Source organism: Lichenicoccus sp. (genome assembly GCF_965276875.1).
Classification (GTDB): Bacteria; Pseudomonadota; Alphaproteobacteria; order Acetobacterales; family Acetobacteraceae; genus Lichenicoccus.
This window is the reverse complement of record NZ_OZ255701.1, coordinates 2,030,186-2,047,413: the sequence shown is the minus strand read 5'-3', so window position 1 is coordinate 2,047,413 and position 17,228 is coordinate 2,030,186. Positions and strand designations below refer to the sequence as shown.

Annotated in this window: 20 protein-coding genes and 1 pseudogene; 8 read left to right on the top strand and 13 right to left on the bottom strand. The window is 63.5% G+C overall.

Annotation, left to right across the window (positions count from 1 at the left end; genetic code table 11):
• Genes ACQY4K_RS09895 through chrA form a run of 3 tightly spaced genes read left to right on the top strand, consistent with a single transcriptional unit; the run spans position 1 to position 3,666 of the window.
• A complete protein-coding gene (locus ACQY4K_RS09895; RefSeq protein WP_428395664.1) occupies positions 1-1,509 on the top strand; it encodes a hypothetical protein in 1,509 nt (502 codons plus the stop codon).
• Positions 1,506-2,429: a glycosyltransferase family 2 protein gene (locus ACQY4K_RS09890; protein WP_428395662.1), complete on the top strand. Its 924-nt coding sequence runs from the start codon at positions 1,506-1,508 to the stop codon at positions 2,427-2,429. The genes ACQY4K_RS09895 and ACQY4K_RS09890 overlap by 4 nt, the downstream gene beginning before the upstream one ends.
• A gap of 10 nt (positions 2,430-2,439) precedes the next feature.
• Entirely contained in the window at positions 2,440-3,666 is a 1,227-nt protein-coding gene (gene chrA, locus ACQY4K_RS09885; protein ID WP_428395660.1) for a chromate efflux transporter, read from the top strand.
• A gap of 177 nt (positions 3,667-3,843) precedes the next feature.
• Here chrA and ACQY4K_RS09880 read toward each other — a convergent pair.
• Positions 3,844-4,565 (bottom strand): annotated as a pseudogene (locus ACQY4K_RS09880) (transposase).
• Here ACQY4K_RS09880 and ACQY4K_RS09875 point away from each other — a divergent pair.
• Positions 4,564-4,797 (top strand): hypothetical protein, encoded by a 234-nt coding sequence (locus tag ACQY4K_RS09875; protein WP_428396299.1) that lies wholly within the window; start codon positions 4,564-4,566, stop codon positions 4,795-4,797. The pseudogene ACQY4K_RS09880 and the gene ACQY4K_RS09875 overlap by 2 nt on opposite strands.
• Positions 4,798-4,899: 102 nt before the next feature.
• Here the strand turns inward: ACQY4K_RS09875 and ACQY4K_RS09870 are convergent, their stop codons facing one another.
• Positions 4,900-5,400, bottom strand: a complete 501-nt coding sequence (locus ACQY4K_RS09870) for a hypothetical protein (RefSeq protein ID WP_428395658.1) — start codon at positions 5,398-5,400, stop codon at positions 4,900-4,902.
• A gap of 524 nt (positions 5,401-5,924) precedes the next feature.
• Here ACQY4K_RS09870 and ACQY4K_RS09865 point away from each other — a divergent pair.
• The gene (locus tag ACQY4K_RS09865; RefSeq protein ID WP_428395657.1) at positions 5,925-6,329 is read left to right on the top strand and encodes a DUF2784 domain-containing protein; all 405 of its coding nucleotides are present in this window, start codon (positions 5,925-5,927) and stop codon (positions 6,327-6,329) included.
• Here the strand turns inward: ACQY4K_RS09865 and ACQY4K_RS09860 are convergent.
• The 3 genes from ACQY4K_RS09860 to ACQY4K_RS09850 form a co-directional block, all read right to left on the bottom strand.
• On the bottom strand, positions 6,319-6,726 hold the full coding sequence (locus ACQY4K_RS09860) for a hypothetical protein (protein WP_428395655.1): 408 nt from the start codon (positions 6,724-6,726) through the stop codon (positions 6,319-6,321). The genes ACQY4K_RS09865 and ACQY4K_RS09860 overlap by 11 nt on opposite strands.
• A 69-nt stretch (positions 6,727-6,795) precedes the next feature.
• Positions 6,796-6,966, bottom strand: coding sequence for a hypothetical protein (locus ACQY4K_RS09855; protein ID WP_428395653.1), 171 nt, complete (start codon positions 6,964-6,966; stop codon positions 6,796-6,798).
• Between the two features lie 41 nt (positions 6,967-7,007).
• Positions 7,008-7,757 (bottom strand): SDR family NAD(P)-dependent oxidoreductase, encoded by a 750-nt coding sequence (locus ACQY4K_RS09850; protein WP_428395651.1) that lies wholly within the window; start codon positions 7,755-7,757, stop codon positions 7,008-7,010.
• Positions 7,758-7,880: 123 nt separating this feature from the next.
• Between ACQY4K_RS09850 and ACQY4K_RS09845 the strand changes: the two genes are divergently transcribed.
• Positions 7,881-8,183, top strand: coding sequence for a winged helix-turn-helix transcriptional regulator (locus ACQY4K_RS09845; protein ID WP_428395649.1), 303 nt, complete (start codon positions 7,881-7,883; stop codon positions 8,181-8,183).
• On the opposite strand, the gene ACQY4K_RS09840 is transcribed toward ACQY4K_RS09845, so the two are convergent.
• The 3 genes from ACQY4K_RS09840 to ACQY4K_RS09830 all read right to left on the bottom strand — a co-directional run bounded on the left by ACQY4K_RS09840 (position 8,180) and on the right by ACQY4K_RS09830 (position 10,614).
• A complete protein-coding gene (locus ACQY4K_RS09840; protein WP_428395647.1) occupies positions 8,180-8,377 on the bottom strand; it encodes a hypothetical protein in 198 nt (65 codons plus the stop codon). The two genes, ACQY4K_RS09845 and ACQY4K_RS09840, sit on opposite strands and share 4 nt — an antisense overlap.
• Positions 8,378-8,476: 99 nt before the next feature.
• Positions 8,477-10,093, bottom strand: coding sequence for an FGGY-family carbohydrate kinase (locus ACQY4K_RS09835; protein WP_428395645.1), 1,617 nt, complete (start codon positions 10,091-10,093; stop codon positions 8,477-8,479).
• A 101-nt stretch (positions 10,094-10,194) separates the two neighbouring features.
• The gene (locus tag ACQY4K_RS09830; RefSeq protein ID WP_428395643.1) at positions 10,195-10,614 is read right to left on the bottom strand and encodes an Lrp/AsnC family transcriptional regulator; all 420 of its coding nucleotides are present in this window, start codon (positions 10,612-10,614) and stop codon (positions 10,195-10,197) included.
• A 93-nt stretch (positions 10,615-10,707) separates the two neighbouring features.
• Here ACQY4K_RS09830 and rocF point away from each other — a divergent pair, with 93 nt between their 5' ends.
• Positions 10,708-11,715 carry an arginase gene (gene rocF / locus ACQY4K_RS09825; RefSeq protein WP_428395641.1) on the top strand — a complete coding sequence of 336 codons (1,008 nt, stop codon included), beginning with the start codon at positions 10,708-10,710 and terminating at the stop codon, positions 11,713-11,715.
• Positions 11,712-12,902 carry an ornithine--oxo-acid transaminase gene (rocD, locus tag ACQY4K_RS09820; protein WP_428395639.1) on the top strand — a complete coding sequence of 397 codons (1,191 nt, stop codon included), beginning with the start codon at positions 11,712-11,714 and terminating at the stop codon, positions 12,900-12,902. The genes rocF and rocD overlap by 4 nt, the downstream gene beginning before the upstream one ends.
• Positions 12,903-12,929: 27 nt before the next feature.
• On the opposite strand, the gene ACQY4K_RS09815 is transcribed toward rocD, so the two are convergent.
• The 5 genes from ACQY4K_RS09815 to ACQY4K_RS09795 all read right to left on the bottom strand — a co-directional run bounded on the left by ACQY4K_RS09815 (position 12,930) and on the right by ACQY4K_RS09795 (position 17,227).
• Complete coding sequence (locus tag ACQY4K_RS09815) at positions 12,930-13,361, bottom strand: hypothetical protein (protein WP_428395637.1); 432 nt, start codon at positions 13,359-13,361, stop codon at positions 12,930-12,932.
• Entirely contained in the window at positions 13,358-13,552 is a 195-nt protein-coding gene (locus ACQY4K_RS09810) for a septal ring lytic transglycosylase RlpA family protein (RefSeq protein ID WP_428395635.1), read from the bottom strand. Before ACQY4K_RS09810 ends, ACQY4K_RS09815 begins: the two co-directional genes overlap by 4 nt.
• 242 nt (positions 13,553-13,794) lie before the next feature.
• Positions 13,795-14,445: an RloB family protein gene (locus tag ACQY4K_RS09805; protein WP_428395633.1), complete on the bottom strand. Its 651-nt coding sequence runs from the start codon at positions 14,443-14,445 to the stop codon at positions 13,795-13,797.
• Positions 14,442-15,716: an AAA family ATPase gene (locus ACQY4K_RS09800; RefSeq protein WP_428395631.1), complete on the bottom strand. Its 1,275-nt coding sequence runs from the start codon at positions 15,714-15,716 to the stop codon at positions 14,442-14,444. The genes ACQY4K_RS09805 and ACQY4K_RS09800 overlap by 4 nt, the downstream gene beginning before the upstream one ends.
• A gap of 446 nt (positions 15,717-16,162) precedes the next feature.
• Positions 16,163-17,227, bottom strand: coding sequence for an aldose epimerase family protein (locus ACQY4K_RS09795; RefSeq protein WP_428395629.1), 1,065 nt, complete (start codon positions 17,225-17,227; stop codon positions 16,163-16,165).
• Position 17,228: the final 1 nt, after the last annotated feature.

Below are 17,228 nucleotides of genomic sequence, written 5' to 3'. Positions count from 1 at the left end.
ATGCTGCAAGCTCTCAGCAAGGCGCACGGATGGCTGTTCTCGCGGCGCCACAAGCCCGAGTCCGAGTCCGAGATGGTGGCGCGCCGGTTGGCCGAAGCGCATGACCAGGCCGATCCGATCCTCGAGCAGGTAGCCCCGACGCATGTGCTGATCACCCATGAGGGCGGAATTCTCTGCGTCGATCCGCTCACCGGCGAACTCACGCAGCGCAGCTTTGAGGATGCCAATTATGAGCCGGCTTGCTGCAGCATCGCGGACGGCGCGGTGACGCTGCGCGCGTCACCGACGCAGGCGCCGGCGCTGCGCGGGCGTGCCATCGCCGACCGCGACGGCGTCATCGGACTCTGTCTCGAAGGCGGGTATTATCTCTGCGCGTCGCCGCATCTGGGTCCGGTCTCCACCGCGTCCGTGGCCCTCGATGCGTGGGAACGGCTGATGCCGCTCAGCTTGGCTGATGTCGGCCTGCTTCGCGCCTTTGCCGCGCGGCGCTGGCTGATCGATGAAGACGCGCGACCGACAGCCCGCCATAGCCTGGCTCTCTCCCCTGGTTTCAGGGCGCTGATCGGGGGCCGTTCGTGCCTGCTGACCGAGCTGCTGGCACTTCTGCGCAGTCCTCCGGGCGCCCTGCACCCGTCCGGGCTGCCGATGTCGTTCGTGTTTTTTCACGAGACCTGCACACCGGCGCGGGCGCTGCTGTTCGAGCCGCTGATCTACAGCACCATCAGCGGTTCGGATTACTTCTTCGACCAGTACGAGCTCTCGGTCCGCTCGATCGAGCGGTTCGGTCAGTATGACGGCAGCTACCTGTTGGTCAGCGACCGCGACGATGAGGACGTCATCGTCGGTTTCAGCGGCGTCGCGGTGTCGCGTCGAGCCTGCCTGAAACAGGATTTTCCGACTCTCGATAGGCTGATGGGAGCGAGGCGCGAGGCGTTGCGCCATCCGGCGTTCGCAGGCTTCCAGCCGGTGTTGTATGTGGACAGCGACGTGATCTGCGATGCGCCGATCGAGGGGCTGCTGGTGGCGGCAGTGCGCTGTGAGCGCGTGGTGATCTCGGCGGAACATGACGGCCAAGCCCTAAGCGCGTTGCCTCCCGAGGACCGCAACTGGTTCGGCGGCTTCCTCTATGCGCCGAACGATCCGGCACTGCTTGCCCATCGCTGCGTCAACTCGGGTCTGTTCGGCGGACGCAATCGCGAAACGCTCGATACGTCGCTCACTCTCGTCGAACGCGCCTGGGCTCTCTACAAAGCAGCCCACGGCGACCTGCACCAGGCGGCCTTCGACCAGCCCTTCTTCAGTTTCGTGCTGCAAACGCTGGAGCTCGCCGAGATCGAACCGACGCGATCGCGCGTGCGGATCCTCAATGACAGCGAGCCAGGACCCGATAGCGCGCCGGTCGGTCTTGCGCATTTCAATATCGGTGTCGGCCGCGACAAGATCGACGCGATGCGACGCTATTTCGGATTGCTGGACATACGCGCCTTTGAGATGGTGAGCGAGACATGACCGCGGCACTTGGCATTGCCATCACGACCTATAATCGTCGCGACACCCTGCTCTCGACCCTGGCCGAGCTGCGCCGGTTGACCAGCGTGCCGTTCGAGCTCGTGGTCTGCGACGACGGCTCGTCCGACGGAACCATCGAGGCGGTGCGGGCACTCGGGGTCGATGTCGTCGGCGGCAATAATCGCGGCATCGCCTGGAACAAGAATCGTGGCCTGTTCTATCTCAGCCAGTTCCGTCGCTGCGAGACCATCCTGCTGCTTGACGACGACGTGCGCCCGGTGACGCATGGCTGGGAGCAGGAATGGATCGCCGCCTGCGCCCGCTTCGGCCATGTCAACTACATCCCGCCGCATTATCGCCGCGACCTGCTGGCAGGCAACATGACCGCGTCCAAACCCGGCATCGGACCCGTGGTCGGCGGCATGGCGATCGGGCAGTCCGCCGCGGCACTTGCTTGCGTCGGCTACATGGATGTCCGCTTTGGCCGCTACGGCCACGAGCATTCGGACTTCACCGGCCGCTTCCTGCGCGCGGGTTTCGGCGGCTTTGTCTACCGCACCGCCGGCGTGGCGCAGACGCTCTACTATCTTATCAATGGCGGGATCGAGTTGCTCGCGGGGCCAGGCAGCGGCACCGACGAGGATCTCGAACGCAACGCCCGCCTGCTCGGGCAACTCGCTGCCGACCCGCTCTACCGCGCACCCTGGCGCGACGATGCAGAGATGCGTCACTTCATGGCCGATATGCCCGCCTGCTTCCAGGGTGCGGAGCGCGGCATCCTGCCCGCCTTCGCCAGCTTCTCGGCGGAGACCTACCTCGCGCGCTATGGGGATGTCCGCGACGCCAATATCGACCCGCTGGAGCATTTCGTCAGGATCGGCCAGGCCGAGGGCCGGCAGCCGCTCCCGGTTCCCGCGTGAGTGGCCCTGCATGAGTGACTATGCTGCACCGGCCGACCCAGCCGAGAGAGACGCAGTGCGCGACGGATCGGTCCTCGAAGTGCTGGCGACGTTCCTCAAGCTCGGGGTCAGCGCGTTCGGCGGCCCGGTGGCGCATCTCGGCTATTTCCGCCGCGAACTGGTGCTGCGACGAGGCTGGCTGGATGAGGCCGCCTATGCCGATCTGGTGGCGTTGTGCCAGTTCCTGCCGGGACCCGCCTCGAGTCAGGTCGGCTTTGCGCTTGGCGTTGCGCGTGGCGGCGGCCTGCTCGGCGGGCTCGCGGCCTGGGCCGGCTTCACGCTGCCCTCGGCGCTGCTGCTGGTGCTGTTCGCGCTGTTCGCGCAGCGTCTCGGCGGTCCGCTCGAAGGCGGCGTGATCCACGGCCTCAAGCTCGTCGCGGTCGCCGTCGTCGCCCAGGCGGTCTTGGGTATGGCGCGCACCCTGGCGCCGGACCGAACCCGCGCGGCGATAGCACTCGTAGCCCTCGCGTTCACCGTTGCGCTGGCCGGCGCCTGGGGCCAGGTCGCGGCAATCGTCGCTGGCGCCACGGCCGGCCTGCTGCTCTGCCGCGAGGGTGAACCCCCTGGCACCGGACAACTCGTGTTCCCGATCTCATGTCGAACCGCGTCGGCCTGCCTTGCCGGCTTCCTGCTGCTGCTGGTCGTGCCGGCCTTGTTGCCGCCGCTGGTCCGCAGCCACGCCCTCGACGTCTTCGATGCGTTCTATCGCAGCGGCGCCCTGGTGTTCGGCGGCGGCCATGTGGTGCTGCCGCTGTTGCAGGCGCAGATCGTCCGCCCTGGCTGGGTCTCGCCGCAGGCGTTCCTGGCCGGCTACGGCGCGACCCAGGCAGTGCCGGGACCGCTCTTCACCTTCGCCGCCTATCTCGGCGCCGCCATGCAGCCCGGCCTCGCCGGTGTTGGCTGGGCCGCGGTCGGGCTCGTCGCGATCTTCCTGCCAGGCTTGCTGCTGATCACCGGCATGCTGCCGTTCTGGGACGCACTCCGCCATTATGCGCGCGCGCAGGCGGGGATGCGCGGCATCAACGGCGCCGTCGTCGGGCTGCTCGCCAGCGCGCTCTACAGCCCGGTCTGGACCAGCGCCGTCATCAGCCGGCTCGACTTCCTGCTCGTGGCCAGCGGCTTCGTCGCCCTGACCGTGTTCAAGGCGCCGGCTTGGCTGGTGGTCGCCCTGACGGTGCTCGCGGCCGCTATTGTCTAGCCCGGATTTCTCACAGCGCCTTGGGTCACGGTCTTGGTGATGCAGTCTCGGGCGCCATCTGGTTGAGCAGGAGTTGATATCCCGAGAAACTCCGCGTTTTGCGCGCGGCTCTCCCGCCCCGCAGTGCGCGGCGTTGTTTCGTGGAGCATCGAACTTGCGCTGTCTGGTTCGTGCCGATCAGACGCCGGCCTTTCGGAGCATGGCGTGCGCCAGTGCGAACTCGTATTGCCACGGGCAGGCGGATGCCATGGCGATGCTGATCCATCGCACACTGGTGCGCACCTGGGCTCCGATCTTGAGCAGCTTGAGCCGGATCGTGTGCAGGTGGCGGTGGCGAACTGGGTGTGCGCCAGCCCGATGCGACGCAGTGCACAGAGCAGCACGTAGGCGGCGGACGCAAACCAGAGCCGGGGTTGGTTGGCGCGTATGGTGGCGGCCGAGGTGCGGCCGGCAAACATGTCGAGCTGGCATTCCTTGATGCGGTTTTCCATCTCGCCGCGAGCGCAGTAGATCGCCTCGTAGAGATATCGCCCCGCGACATCGTGGCGTCTGAGCGAGGTGACGACAGTTGAGCCGCAAAGCGGATCGACCGGATTGGCCTCCCCGCCGGTCCACTCGGCCTTGCCGATGACGCGGCGAGCGCGGCTCCAGCTGTTTAGGGTGGACCAGGAAAAGTCGCGGAAGCGACGAGCGGGCTTGCCGCTGATCCCGGCCTCGAAGCGGGCGTGGGCCATCTCCGCCCTGATCTCGTCCGCGAGCCTGGCGTTGCGCGCAGGCCCGAACAGGAAATCGACGCGGTTGGTCTCGCACCAGGCCATCAGAGCCTCGCGGGCAAAGCCGCTGTCTGCGCACAGCAGAACGCGTACTCTCGGCCAGCGGCTGCGGATCTGGCGCACGATGCGGGCGATCTCCTCGACGGATCCTGCGGCGGCATCGATATTCGAGCGCCGCATCGGCACCGTCTTCGGCCCGGTGGTGGGCGCGCTGCTGGTGGTCGCGATTCAATACTACCTGGCACCGCTCGGCGCCTGGGTGGTGGTCATCCAGGGCGCTATCTTCATGATCTGCGTCCTGGCCTTCCGTCGCGGCATCGTCGGCGACCTCGCCCACCGGCTGCATGTCCGGCTCTGAAACGCGGCTTGCCTTGGAGAGGCTGAAAAGCGGGTTGAAGCGCTGCCCGGAAAGTCGAGATAACGAACACTCATCGCCGGTGAGTGCAGCAATCCCGGAAAACTAGCTTGACCGTGGCGCTGTGATGGCGGCCGGGCAAGCCTTCAAGACACCCTCGGTCGCCAGACGGTTGACGATCCGATCGGCGAACATCGAAGCGCCCTTGCTCCGGTCCTCGATAAGGTCCGAGGGTCCGGACAAGCGCATAATGGCGCTCCAGATATCGTGCTTGGTGGCGATGTCCTTCAGGGTCAGCGTGTAAGTGCCTGAGTGCACCTGGCCGTTCATGCTGGCCTGAACGCTTTGATGAATCAGGAGGACCGTATCGGGTTTGAAACGGGCGATCATGGAACGAAGGCGGTCTTCTGGGTTTAGTTGTAGGTGGTTAGGAGCGTAGACCTCAGTCTGAACGCCGCACTGGGCCAAGGCGCCCTGGAGGGCGCCAGGAAACAGATCGGCGGCAGCGTTGGAGAAACCAGAGTCGAGCGTTCCGAATACCAGGATGCGTTTTGGTGCTCCTTGATAATCGTGATCGACCACCTCCTGATCGATCGCGACAGCCATGCAGGATGACAGGCAGAGAAGGGCGACAAGCCCTAGACAGAGTCGAGGCTTTATCGCCAAAGCCAAGGTACGCCAACCCATCGTTCATCCATCCTGTTTCCAATGAGAAGCCAAAGGAAGCCGTGTGTTACGCTTATCTGCGGGATGTAGAGAGGGCAAGCCGTTTCTACACCGATTTGGTTCATACGCCTCCCGCGCTCGAGCCGCAACAAGACGAGTGACTCTGAAGTTGCCCGTTTTCGTGGAGTGTAGTTAGGCTTGGGTAATTGCGGTTCCGTGATGACGCTCTCCATGTCGGCCTGAAAGGCCATGAGCGACCGTTAGGCCAACGCGGAATACAGCCGAACCGGGTTATACGGTCTTCAACGAAGCTGACGCGTGTAGCCTGGCGTTGGCCCTCCGGCGGCGGCGCCGGCTGCTTCGCAGACGGATAGCCGAGAGGCGATGGATGCGAAGCGGCGGCGTACCAGCAGTTCGCATTTCCGGGTATGGATAGGCTCCAAGGTGCTCCGGGATGGTAATCAATGCTGCTCGCCGGCCTCGTTCTGGGCATCCATGCGGCGATCATCGGCTTCAACGTCGTGGGGTTGCTCGTCATTCCGCTCGGCGGCTGGCTGGGGTGGGTCTGGGTGCGGATCTTCTGGTGGCGGGCGCTGCATGTGGCGAGCCTCGCGGTCGTGGCAGCGCAGGCGCTGCTCGGGCGCGCCTGCTTTCTGACGATCTGGCAGGCCGAACTCTCCGGCACCGTCAGCGGCGCCGGCACAGCGCCAATGGTGATGGACTGGGTCGACCACCTGATCTACATCCCGCTGCCGATCTGGTGCTTCGCGCTGCTCTATCTGGCGGTGCTCGCCGGCGTCATTACCCTCTCGTGGCTGGTGCCGCCGGCCCGAAGGCATAGCGCAAGCCGAACAGGACCTAGTGGTTGAGTACATTCCCGAACTTCGCGTTTCCCTCGCGGCGGCCGTTGTTAAGGGCCGAAGAGCTCTCCTCCTGGATGGCGGGCAGCGGATCGAGCAGGCCGACGAAGCGATCATCGGCGGCGAAGGCCAAGCCATGCAGCCAAGGCAGGGGGACGCTGAATCCCGCGATTGCCTGATAGGCGAACGCGCCTGCGGATTGGCTTGCGTCAGAGTACCCGAGGCGCACCCCCGGCAGGGTAAAATTGAGATTGGTGGATCGCAGATCCTCCCCGCCGGCGCCGACGCCGAGATAAGGCTGCACCGGCGGACGCAGCGGGATGTCGTAGAGCGCATTCAGAAATCCGCCGGCAAGCTGCTCGGAGCCGCCGGCGCGGAATGCCTGGGGCGTGCTGACCTTGCGCACATGCGTGCCGGCGTAGTCGCCCTCGATCTCCAGGCGCAGGCCGCGGCCGAAACCCCAGCCGAGGCTTGCCTAGCCGGCGGCGCCAGGGTCGAGGAAGATCGTGTGCTGGGGTCGGCCCAGTTGCGGGGCCAGTTCGAAGCTCTGATCCTGCGGCAGATCGAGGCCGGTGCCGAGGCTGACATAGGGGCCGGTGACCGGCTGGGCTGAGGGGACACCGGCATGGCTGGTGGTCGCACTCACGGTGCTCGCGGCGGTCGTTGTTTGAAGCTGCCACCGCCGCTTCAGATCTGACCCGAGCCGCCATCCACGAAGAGCTCGCTGCCATTGACGAAGCTGCTCTCGTCGGAGGCGAGAAACAGCGCGGCCTGAGCGGTCTCGTCTGGCGTGCCGAGACGGCCGAGCGGTGTCACGGCCTTGGTCATCTCCAGCATCTGCTCGCTCTGTCCCTGTGATGACGCCAGATCGTGCCATCCTGGTGTCGAGGTGGCGCCGGGCACCAGCACATTGACCCGGATACGGCGAGGCGCCAGCTCAATGATCCAGCCACGCGCGAAGCTGCGGATCGCTGCTTTCGTCGCACTGTAGACGCTAAACGCCGGCACGCCCATGTTCGCGGCGGTGGAGCCCGTCAGAATGATCGAACTTCCGTCACGCAGCAGCGGCAGTGCCTTTTGGACAGTGAACAATGTGCCTTTCACATTGGTCGCGAAGGTACGGTCGTAATGATCTTCGGTGATCTCGTCCAATCGGGCGAATGCGCCGCCACCCGCGTTCGCAAACAGCACATCGATCATGCCTGCCTCCGCGCGGATGATGTCATAGAGCCGATCAAGGTCGGCCAGGTTCGATACGTCGCCTTGCACCGCGCGCACCGTGCCGCCGATCTCGCTTGCGGCACTGTCGAGTTCGGCCAGCCGGCGACCGGTGATGAACAGACGCGCCCCCTCGCGGGCAAAAAGTTTTGCCGTCGCGAGACCGATGCCGCTGTTCGCGCCGGTCACAACAGCAACCTTGCCTTCAAGTCTTCCCATAAGAATGTCCTCCAGTCCGATACCAGGGAGGTAGGCACCTGCTTTCTAGTCGTCTAGAACCTACCTGGAAGTAAGTATCGAATGATGGCAATCGCGCAGCATGATGTCGCGTGCGGCCTTGACGTGGCGCTGGCTGTCGTCGGAGGCAAATGGAAGCCGCTGATCCTGTTCCATCTTGGCAGCGGTCCTCGGCGCTTCGGTGAGTTGCGCCGGCTCGTTCACGGCATCAGTGAAAAGGTCCTGATCCAGCATCTGAGGGAGTTGGAGCGCGACGGTATCCTCAGCCGCACGGACTATCGGAAGGTCCCGCCGCGCGTCGATTACGCGATGACCGAGTTCGGGCGGACGCTGGCGACCGCGCTGATGCCGCTCTGTGCCTGGGGCGATGCAAACCGAGGCCGCGTCGATGCGATCCAGCGCCTCTAGCGAGGCTCCGGCGCGTCCCAGAGCAGCCGGTGCTCGGACTCGACGGGGATGCCCAGCGCGCACGGGATCGCCTTGCGGGCGGCCTCGGTGATCCAGCTCGCAGCAAGCTCGTTCGGTTCGCGGTCGTTCAAACGCGCGAAAACCGACAATCTCCTGACGACGTCATCATCGAGATGACACTGGATCAGCGGCACTGAGGCACTCCGTCTGCTGCGGTTGACCGTCCACGATTTCATTGTGTTTAAGCATCATATCATAACGTAACCAATATGAAATCGCCATATTCGCGGGCATCAGCCATGCGCCGGCTGCATCAGCTTGCGATAGGCGAGCTGGTCTTCGGTCATCTTCTGAAAGACGGCGTATTTGGCATCGTGGAAATCGCGGCAGCGCGGGTCAGGTTCGATGATCCGTCCGGCCCGGGTCATCGCCGCCATGCCGTCCTGCACCGTGGCATGCGCACCGGCGGCGACGGCGCCGAGGATGGCAGCCCCGAGCAGCACCGCCTCGGGTTCCTCCGGCAGCACGATGCGGCAACCGGTGGCGTCGGCGTGCTCGCGCAGGAACACCGGATTGCGGGTGAATCCCCCCGACGCGAGGATGGTGTCGATGCGGTAGCCGGTGTCGTTCAGCGTCTCGATGATGTGCCGGGTGCCGTAGGCCAGGGATTGCAGGGTGGCGAGATAGAGGCGGGCGAGATCGTCGGGTCCCGCCGACAGGCTCAGGCCGGAGATCATGCCGCGCAGGCTCGAATCCGCGCGCGGCGAGCGGTTGCCGTGGAAGTCCGGATCGACGTGCAGGCCGGCGGTCAGCTGTGCCGGCATCCCTTGCGCCAAACGCTCGATCCGGTCGTTGAGCGTATCGAAGATCGATCCACCGGCTTCGGCTAGCGCCGGATAGGCGGCGTGGGTCTGCACGACATGGTCGACCAGGCTGCCGACGGCGGATTGCCCGGCCTCGTTGAGCCACATGTCCGGCACCATGGCGGAGAAATATGGCCCCCAGATCCCGGGCACGAAGCGCGGCCCCGCGGAGACCGCCATGTGACAGCTCGAGGTGCCCCCGACAAGCGCCAGACGCCGGTCGAACTCCACGGCGCCGCCCTCCAGGGTCGCGCCAACGGTGCCGATGCCGCCGGCATGCGCGTCGATCGCCGACGTGCCGACAGGGATGCCGGGCGGCAGTCCGAACTCCGCCGCCGCGCGGCCATCCAGCCCGCCGCCCTGCGGTGCCGCGATTGGCAGCACCGTGCGGCCGATGCGCGCGAAGCCTTCATCCGCGAGATCGCCCAGCCCGATTGCGCGGAAGTACTCCTCGTCCCAGCGGTGCTCGTGGCCGAGATAGGTCCATTTGCAGACCGTGGAGCAGAGCGAACGGGCGTCCGAGCCGGTGGCCCGCCAGGTCAGGAAGTCCGGCAGATCGAAGAACAACGCGGCGCGCTGCCAGGCTTGCGGCCGGTTCTCGCGCAGCCAGAGCAGCTTTGGTGTCTGCATCTCCAGCGAGACGCGGCCGCCCACATAGCGCAGCACCGCATGGTCGCCGGCGTTGATGCGCGCCGCCTGCGCCTCGGCGCGGTGATCCATCCAGACGATGACGTTTTGTATATCCTCGCCGCCGACGCTAACCGGGCTGCCCTGCGCATCAAGTGCCACCAGCGAACACGTGGCATCAAAGCCGATCCCCGCGATCCGCACGTCGCCGCTGTTGGCCACCGCCTCGCGCACGCAGGCGCAAACGGCGCGCCAGATATCGTCGCTGGATTGTTCGACATGATCAGGGTGCGGGCGCCAGGTTTGGATCGGCTCGACATGGCGGCCAAGTGCGCGCCCATCCGACGTAAACACGCCGGCGCGCGCGCTGGTGCTGCCGACATCGACGCCCAGGAAGGCGGCCGATTGCGATTGGCTCATTGTGGTTCTCCGGCGCCCCTGCACCCATCGGTAGACGGCTTCGGTGCTGCGATCTATGCGGATTTATGCGCGACGTCGATGCTGCTTTGCCTTGTCGCCGTTCACTTCACCTCCGAGAGCAGGATGCTGGTTTCCGACTGCCCGACCGCGCGCAGGGTGCGTATGGCTTGCAGGCAGCGGTCGAGTGCCGCCAGGCTGTCCGCATTGATGTGCGCCACCAGATCCCACCGCCCGTTGGTGGCATAGATCCGGCCCAGTTCCGGCATCCGCCGCAGCGCCGCAATCACCGACGCTGTGTCAGCCGACCGCACCTCCAGCGCGCAGATCGCGCGCACGCCGCCTTCCTCAAGGTCGCCGCGCATGCGCACGGTAAAGCCCAGCAGCACGCCGTCCGCACGCATGCGGTCGATCCGGTTCTGCACCGTGCCGCGCGACGTGCCGAGCCGCGCCGCCAGCGTCGCCGCGGGCAGGCGCGCATCCTGCCGCAGCAGTCGGATCAGCCGCTGGTCGAGTTCGTCCATGCCATGCCTTATCGTCAGCCGACCCTGTCGATATGCCAGAATCCTGCCACTTTGTGACAGATTGCCGGATGGCGCCCTGACGGCGCAAATCCCATGCTGCTGTCCATGCCAGACAGCCTGTCGCCGCCCGCTCCCCTGAACACGCAAACCATACGCATCCTCGGCTGCCCGCTGGAGTGCGGGCTCGGCGTGCGCGGCACCGGCATGGGTCCGGCCGCGTTCCGCACCGCCGGGCTGATCGAGGCGCTGCGCGATCTCGGCCACGAGGTCCGCGATCATGGCGACGTGGCCGCCCCGCACGTCGACGCGGACGCGGCCAGCCCGCCGGGCACGCGCAATTTCCCCGAGGTGCGGGCCTGGAGCCGCCGGCTGGCGGACGAGGCCTTCGCCCTCGCGCAGGCCGGCGGTGTGCCGGTGTTCCTCGGCGGCGACCATGCGCTCGCCTTCGGCACCATCGCCGGCATCGCCCGGCATTGCCGCGCCCGAGGCCGCGAGCTCGCCGTGCTCTGGGTCGACGCACATGCCGACTTCAACGCGCCGCACAGCAGCCCCAGCGGCAACATGCACGGCATGCCGACGGCGTTCCTGACCGGCGACCCGTCGCTGCAGGCCCTGTTCAATCCCGGCGAATTCACGCCTCTGCGATACCAGGCGCTGCATTTGTTCGGTCTGCGCTCGGTTGATCGCGAGGAGCGGCGCCGCCTGTCCGCGACCGGCATCCACTGCACGGAGATGCGCGCCATCGACGAGGCCGGCGTCGCGGCCCCGCTCCGCGCCCTGCTGGCAGCCCTGGCCGCCGGCCCGAACGTGCATCTGCATGTCAGCTTCGACGCCGACCTGCTCGATCCGACCCTGGCCCCCGGCGTCGGAGTCGCGGTGCCCGGCGGGGCCACCACACGCGAGGCGCACCTGATCATGGAACTGCTGCATGAGAGTGGCCTGGTCGGCTCGGTCGACATGGTGGAGCTGAACCCGTTCCTGGACGAGCGTGGCCGCACCGCGCGCCTGCTGACCGAACTCCTCGCCAGCCTGTTCGGACGGGTCGTGCTCGACCGTCCGGCGGCACGCACGCTCGCCGTCGATCCCGGCACGGCGTCATGACCGACTTCCTCGAGATCGAACGCCGCCTTGGTGCGAACACCTATAAGCCGCTCGACGTGGTGCTGACCGAGGGCCGCGGCGTCTGGGTCACCGACGTCGACGGCAATCGCTACCTGGATTGTCTCGCCGCCTATTCCGCGGTCAATCAGGGGCATTGCCACCCGAAGATCCTCGCCGCCCTGACCCGCCAGGCCGGCCGGCTCGCACTGACCTCGCGCGCCTTTCGCAACGACCAGCTCGCGCTGTTCTATGAGGACCTGGCCCGCCTCACCAAATCCCACAAGGTGCTGCCGATGAACAGCGGCGCCGAGGCGGTCGAGACCGCGATCAAGGCCGTGCGCAAATGGGCCTACCAGGTCAAGGGTGTGCCGCGAGACCGCGCCGAGATCATCGTCTGCGCTGACAACTTCCACGGCCGCACGCTCGGCATCATCTCGTTCTCGACCGATCCCGGCTCGCGCGACGAATTTGGCCCGTTCCTGCCCGGCTTCAGGATCGTGCCGTTCGGCGATGCCGACGCCCTGCAAGCCGCCATCACCCCCAACACCGCCGCCTTCCTGGTCGAGCCGATCCAGGGCGAGGCGGGGGTCATCATCCCGCCGGCAGGCTATCTCGCCCGCGCCCGCGCGCTGTGCACGGCCAACACCATCATGCTCATACTCGACGAAATCCAGACCGGCCTCGGCCGCACCGGCCGGTTGCTGGCCGAGGAGCATGAAGGCATCGAGGCCGACCTCACCCTCGTCGGCAAGGCACTCGGCGGCGGCTTCTATCCCGTCTCGGCAGTGCTCTCGAACAGCGACGTGCTCGGCCTCCTGCAACCGGGCCAGCATGGCAGCACCTTCGGCGGCAACCCGCTCGCCTGCGCCGTCGCCCGCGCCTCGCTGCGCGTGCTGGTCGAGGAAGGCATGATCGAGAACGCAGCCGCGATGGGCACGCGCTTCCTCTCCCACCTGCAAAACCTCGAAGGCAACATCGTGCGCGAGGTGCGCGGCCGCGGCCTGATGCTGGCCGTCGAACTGCACCCCGAAGCCGGGGGCGCCCGCCGCTACGTCGAGGCGCTACGCAAGCGGGGCCTGCTCGCCAAGGAAACCCACGACCACATCATCCGCTTCGCCCCACCGCTGGTGATCACCGCGGACGAGGTCGACTGGGCAGCCGAGCGGATCGCGTCTGTGCTGCACTGAGCCAGCTTTCCGTCGCCGCGTATGCACCTACGGGTGTCTGCTCACAGCCAATAAACGCAGACCATTGAGCGGGAGCTGCGTCAGATTACCGTCGCGCATGACTGTTACAATGCCGGCGACGGAGAACTTCCCAGCGACCATACTGGTGACGGCGGCCGGAGCAGGTGAGAATAGCACGAGCGATCGAAGCGCACTTGCGTCGAGTGCCGCCGCCCCAACTGTTGCGTGGGCTCTGATGGTGGCATGCCACGCCGCGTCGTTATCCACCTCGATTTGCCAGCCTGCAGGACAGTCGCGCAACGCAGCAACGCGGCCGGAAACGATAGTGAGTTCAAACCCCATCAGAGACGAATGCTTCGCCATGTTCGGAAATGTTATGGCGAAGAGTGGCAGGCGCTTTGCGTATGCAAAGGGACAAAGAGCGGCCAGAGTAAAAACGATCAGCAAAGCCCTGGTCACGGAACCTGCACTTTGACCTGCACGACGCCCACATCGAGGCTGCCGGTAAATGCCTGGAATGTAGTTGGCGTAAGGTCAATGATCCGCCCGATCACATACGGACCTCGATCAGTGACTTCGACACTGATGGTCGAGTCGTCCAAATGAAGAGATGTCACCTCCACAACAGTTCCAAGCGGGACATGCGGCATGCCGCGTTCATTGCATGCCCATCAAACGCGAGGCCATTCGCCATCCTGTTTCCCGGCAAATTGTGGTACGAAACGTCCCTGTATAATTTCTAACACGAAACTGACCCACTTGCATCGGCGCGGCACCGCGTCGTGCCTCTGCATTGTTGTGATGATAGATCGTTCAAGCCTTGTTCATGCGCCCATGTTCGTGTCACGGTCGGGAAGACATCTCATTGCTTGAATGCCCAAATCCTTCTAGGTTAAACCTCTGTTTTTACCATTTCAAACAAGTGTTCTATCAATTCATGAAGAAGGGTCATCGGATTCTCTGAACCTGACTTCAGGGCCTCATTCGAGATCAACCTTGACCTGGTTAACGCTTTCGGAAGTTTTTCCTTTGTAGCGGCGTAAACTCCTGGAGCTCCCTTCCCGTACCAAGGGAGATATTTCTTGACCTCGGAAACTGCCTTCTGACCCGAGCTCTGACCTCCCGTTGCTATTATCGGGGCGCTCGTATCGCTGAAGTGAATAATTATCCAGTACTCAAAGCAAGGAATAGACTTAATACATGTCATTTTTTTCGAATCTGGGAGTACGGTCTCTTTTATACGGCGGCATGCCCAGTCAAAGGTGGTATGTTTATCCCTATCAAATACACAAAATACAACATCATAATCGCCATCTTTTCTGAACGTCTCCATAGCATAGAGATAAATGCTTTTAGGATCTGAGCCACATTCAGCTCCACATATCTTTACGTCGGCGCTAGTGAGCCCAATCGAGTAAATGAGGTCCTCCAGGTATAAGGGTTCGGTCTTCTCACCTTCGCAAACGATAAGGACACGATCGCGGCTCTTCCTTGCGGGTTTTCGGCGGGCAAGGCTTTGAGCCGATCTGACTCGACTTTTCATCTCTCGCCTTCAGATAAAACTTCGGCCCCAGCCTTAGTCTCTTTAACTTCCTCTTGGGCGCTGCGACCACGTATTCTCGGAATGGAGCCATAGCGCCCGCCCAAATATCCACGGTCAAACGCTTCTCCTATTCGAGCTTGAAAGTCCGACAGCGGTGTTATTTTGGTTCCGCGAAACCCATCTAATTTAGCTAGCCATATCCCATCTCTGTGTATGATGGTGTCTTGAGACATAAAGTGCGTCTCATGAGTCGTAAATACAATTTGGGCAAACTTCTCGTTCCATTTAAGATCCTGGAACAGTGTGATCAGGAATTCAAACGCGAGTGGATGCAAACTGTTGTGAAGTTCATCGACTACCAGAATTCTACCATTCGCCAAGACATCAAGCCACGGCCCGGATAACGCGAAGAGAACTTTTGTCCCATCAGACTCTTCGGCTAACGGAAGAAATACTGTCTCTCCTCCCTCAGCCGTGTGGCCAAGATAGACTTGTGACGTTTTGCCGGCCCGCTTTGTACTCGACATGCCCTTTATCAATGGTTCCCTAATATACAAAGGAAGCTGAGTAAGCATATCTCCAACATCTTTCTCACTTACCTTTATGTCGGATATGTTTACATCCACAGTCTGCAAAAAACTTAGGACCTTATCCTTGTCGTCCTCGGCGCATTTGGCGGCACTGTAGCCTTCGTGAAGACGCTGACTGGATTTCACAACCCTCAACCTTTTCCTAAACCAGTCAAATGGCTCCAGGAAGGTTTCAGCCTTAAGTTGTACCGCGACGGACAAGAATAGCGCGTTGTCCCTTGTGGACTTTTTCCAAACCTCTTTTTCGCCCTTCACGGACTGACTAACAGAAATTACATGGCGTTTTCCCTTAAAATCATAGTCTCTCTCAAACCACTTTTGTGACTTCTTTCCTGCGGGTGTGGCATATAGCCATTCTTTTACAACAAGACTCTTGGTGGCTGAAAATCCATATTGATATCTAGTACCATTTTCGATGAAAATTGCTTCGAAAGTCGAGGGCTTATCAACAGTTGTTTGAGAGAAGAGGAACGGCTCTACCCCGATTTCCTCTCCTTCTTGGGAGTCTCTGGCTGAAGAGACAACGAACTGTCTCATGAAGTACATAGCGCTCACCAACGTCGACTTCCCAGCGCCGTTTGGTCCCAGGATTGCTGCCGCCTTTAGCAGCCGCGGAATGGCTGAAATTCCGGTCTCGTGGCTATGCGCTCCTCTCACAGATTTGGAGGATCCGGCGACCATTGAGAGCGTCTGACGTTCTACAACGGACCTAAAGTTGCAAACGGAAAACTCAATTAGCATTGCCAGCCCCCTTTATCTACGCATATTTGGCTGTTTTCTGCAAAAAATCAACCAAAGTTATGGCCAAGAGCCAGGTGTCTCATGTTGGGCCTAGCTAAACCGGGGTGCCGGCATGCGTGCGAAGCTTGGCGAGGCGTAGGTCCGATCGATCTTGGGTGCCGCAAACTCGCTAGTAGGATCTCGGCATCCGAGGCGACGCGGGCACCATCGAGGTGGGCCAGAATGTCGCGCTCGCCGTAGATGATAGAGATCGCTTTGCGGTGGCACGCTGGCATAGCCAGAGAACCTCTCCGCAAGTGATCAAGCTTGTTATAAGCAAGGTCCTCAACGGTTTATGAACAAGGCCCTCAACGGTCCTGAGCCTTCGAGCTGCTGGATAACGTGCGTTAGACGGTGTGGAACCAGAAAACCGTGCTCTGCCGGGAGGTCTCGCCCGGACGCAGCATGGTCGAGGGGAACGCGGGCTGGTTCGGGCTGTCGGGGAAGTGCTGGGTTTCGAGCGCGAAGCCGTCACCCTGGCGGTAGAGCTTGCCTGCGGAGCCGCAGAGCGTGCCTTCGAGGAAGTTGCCGGTGTAGAACTGCACGCCGGGCTGCGTCGTGAGCACCGTCAAAGCGCGGCCGCTGGCTGGGTCGTGCGCGATTGCGGCGCGGGTGAGCGTGCCCAGGGCGTTGCCGCGACGGAGCACCCAGTTATGATCGTAGCCGCGGGCGCGGGCGAGTTGCGGATGGTCGTTGCGCAGCCGTTCCCCGATGGCCGTGAGGGTGCGGAAGTCGAACGGGGTGCCGGTGACGTCGGCCAGTTCGCCGGTCGGGATCATGGTTTCGTCGACGGGAGTGAAGTGGTCGGCGTCGATCTGGATGATGTGGTTCTCGATGGAGCCGCTGCCGTTGCCGGCGAGGTTGAAGTAGCTGTGGTTGGTGAGGTTGAGAACCGTCGCCCGGTCGGTGCTGGCCTGGTAGTCGATATGCAGGGCGCCGTCGTCGTCGAGGCGGTAGGTGACGCCGACACGTAGCGTGCCGGGGAAGCCGGCGTCGCCGTCGGGGCTTGTGAGGGTGAGGCTGACGGCATCCTCGCTGGCCTGGGCCATGATCCAGTTGCGCCGGCCGAAGCCGTCCGGGCCGCCATGCAGCGTATTGGGCGGGTCGTTGATCGGGAGTTGGAAGGTTTGGCCGTCCAGCGTGAAGCGGCCGCGGGCGATGCGGTTGCCGTAGCGGCCGATCAGGGCACCGAAATGGGTTTTGGCGTTCTGCGTCTCGTAGGCGGCGAGATCGGGAAATCCGAGGACCACATCGGCGAGCTTGCCGTTACGGTCCGGCGCTTCGACGGCGGCGAGGATGCCGCCGAAGCTGATGATCTTGGCACTGACGCCGCAGGCCGCGGTCAGCGTGGCACAGGAGACCGCCTCACCGTTGGCGAGCGCGCCGTAATGGCTGGTGGTGAGGCGGGTCATG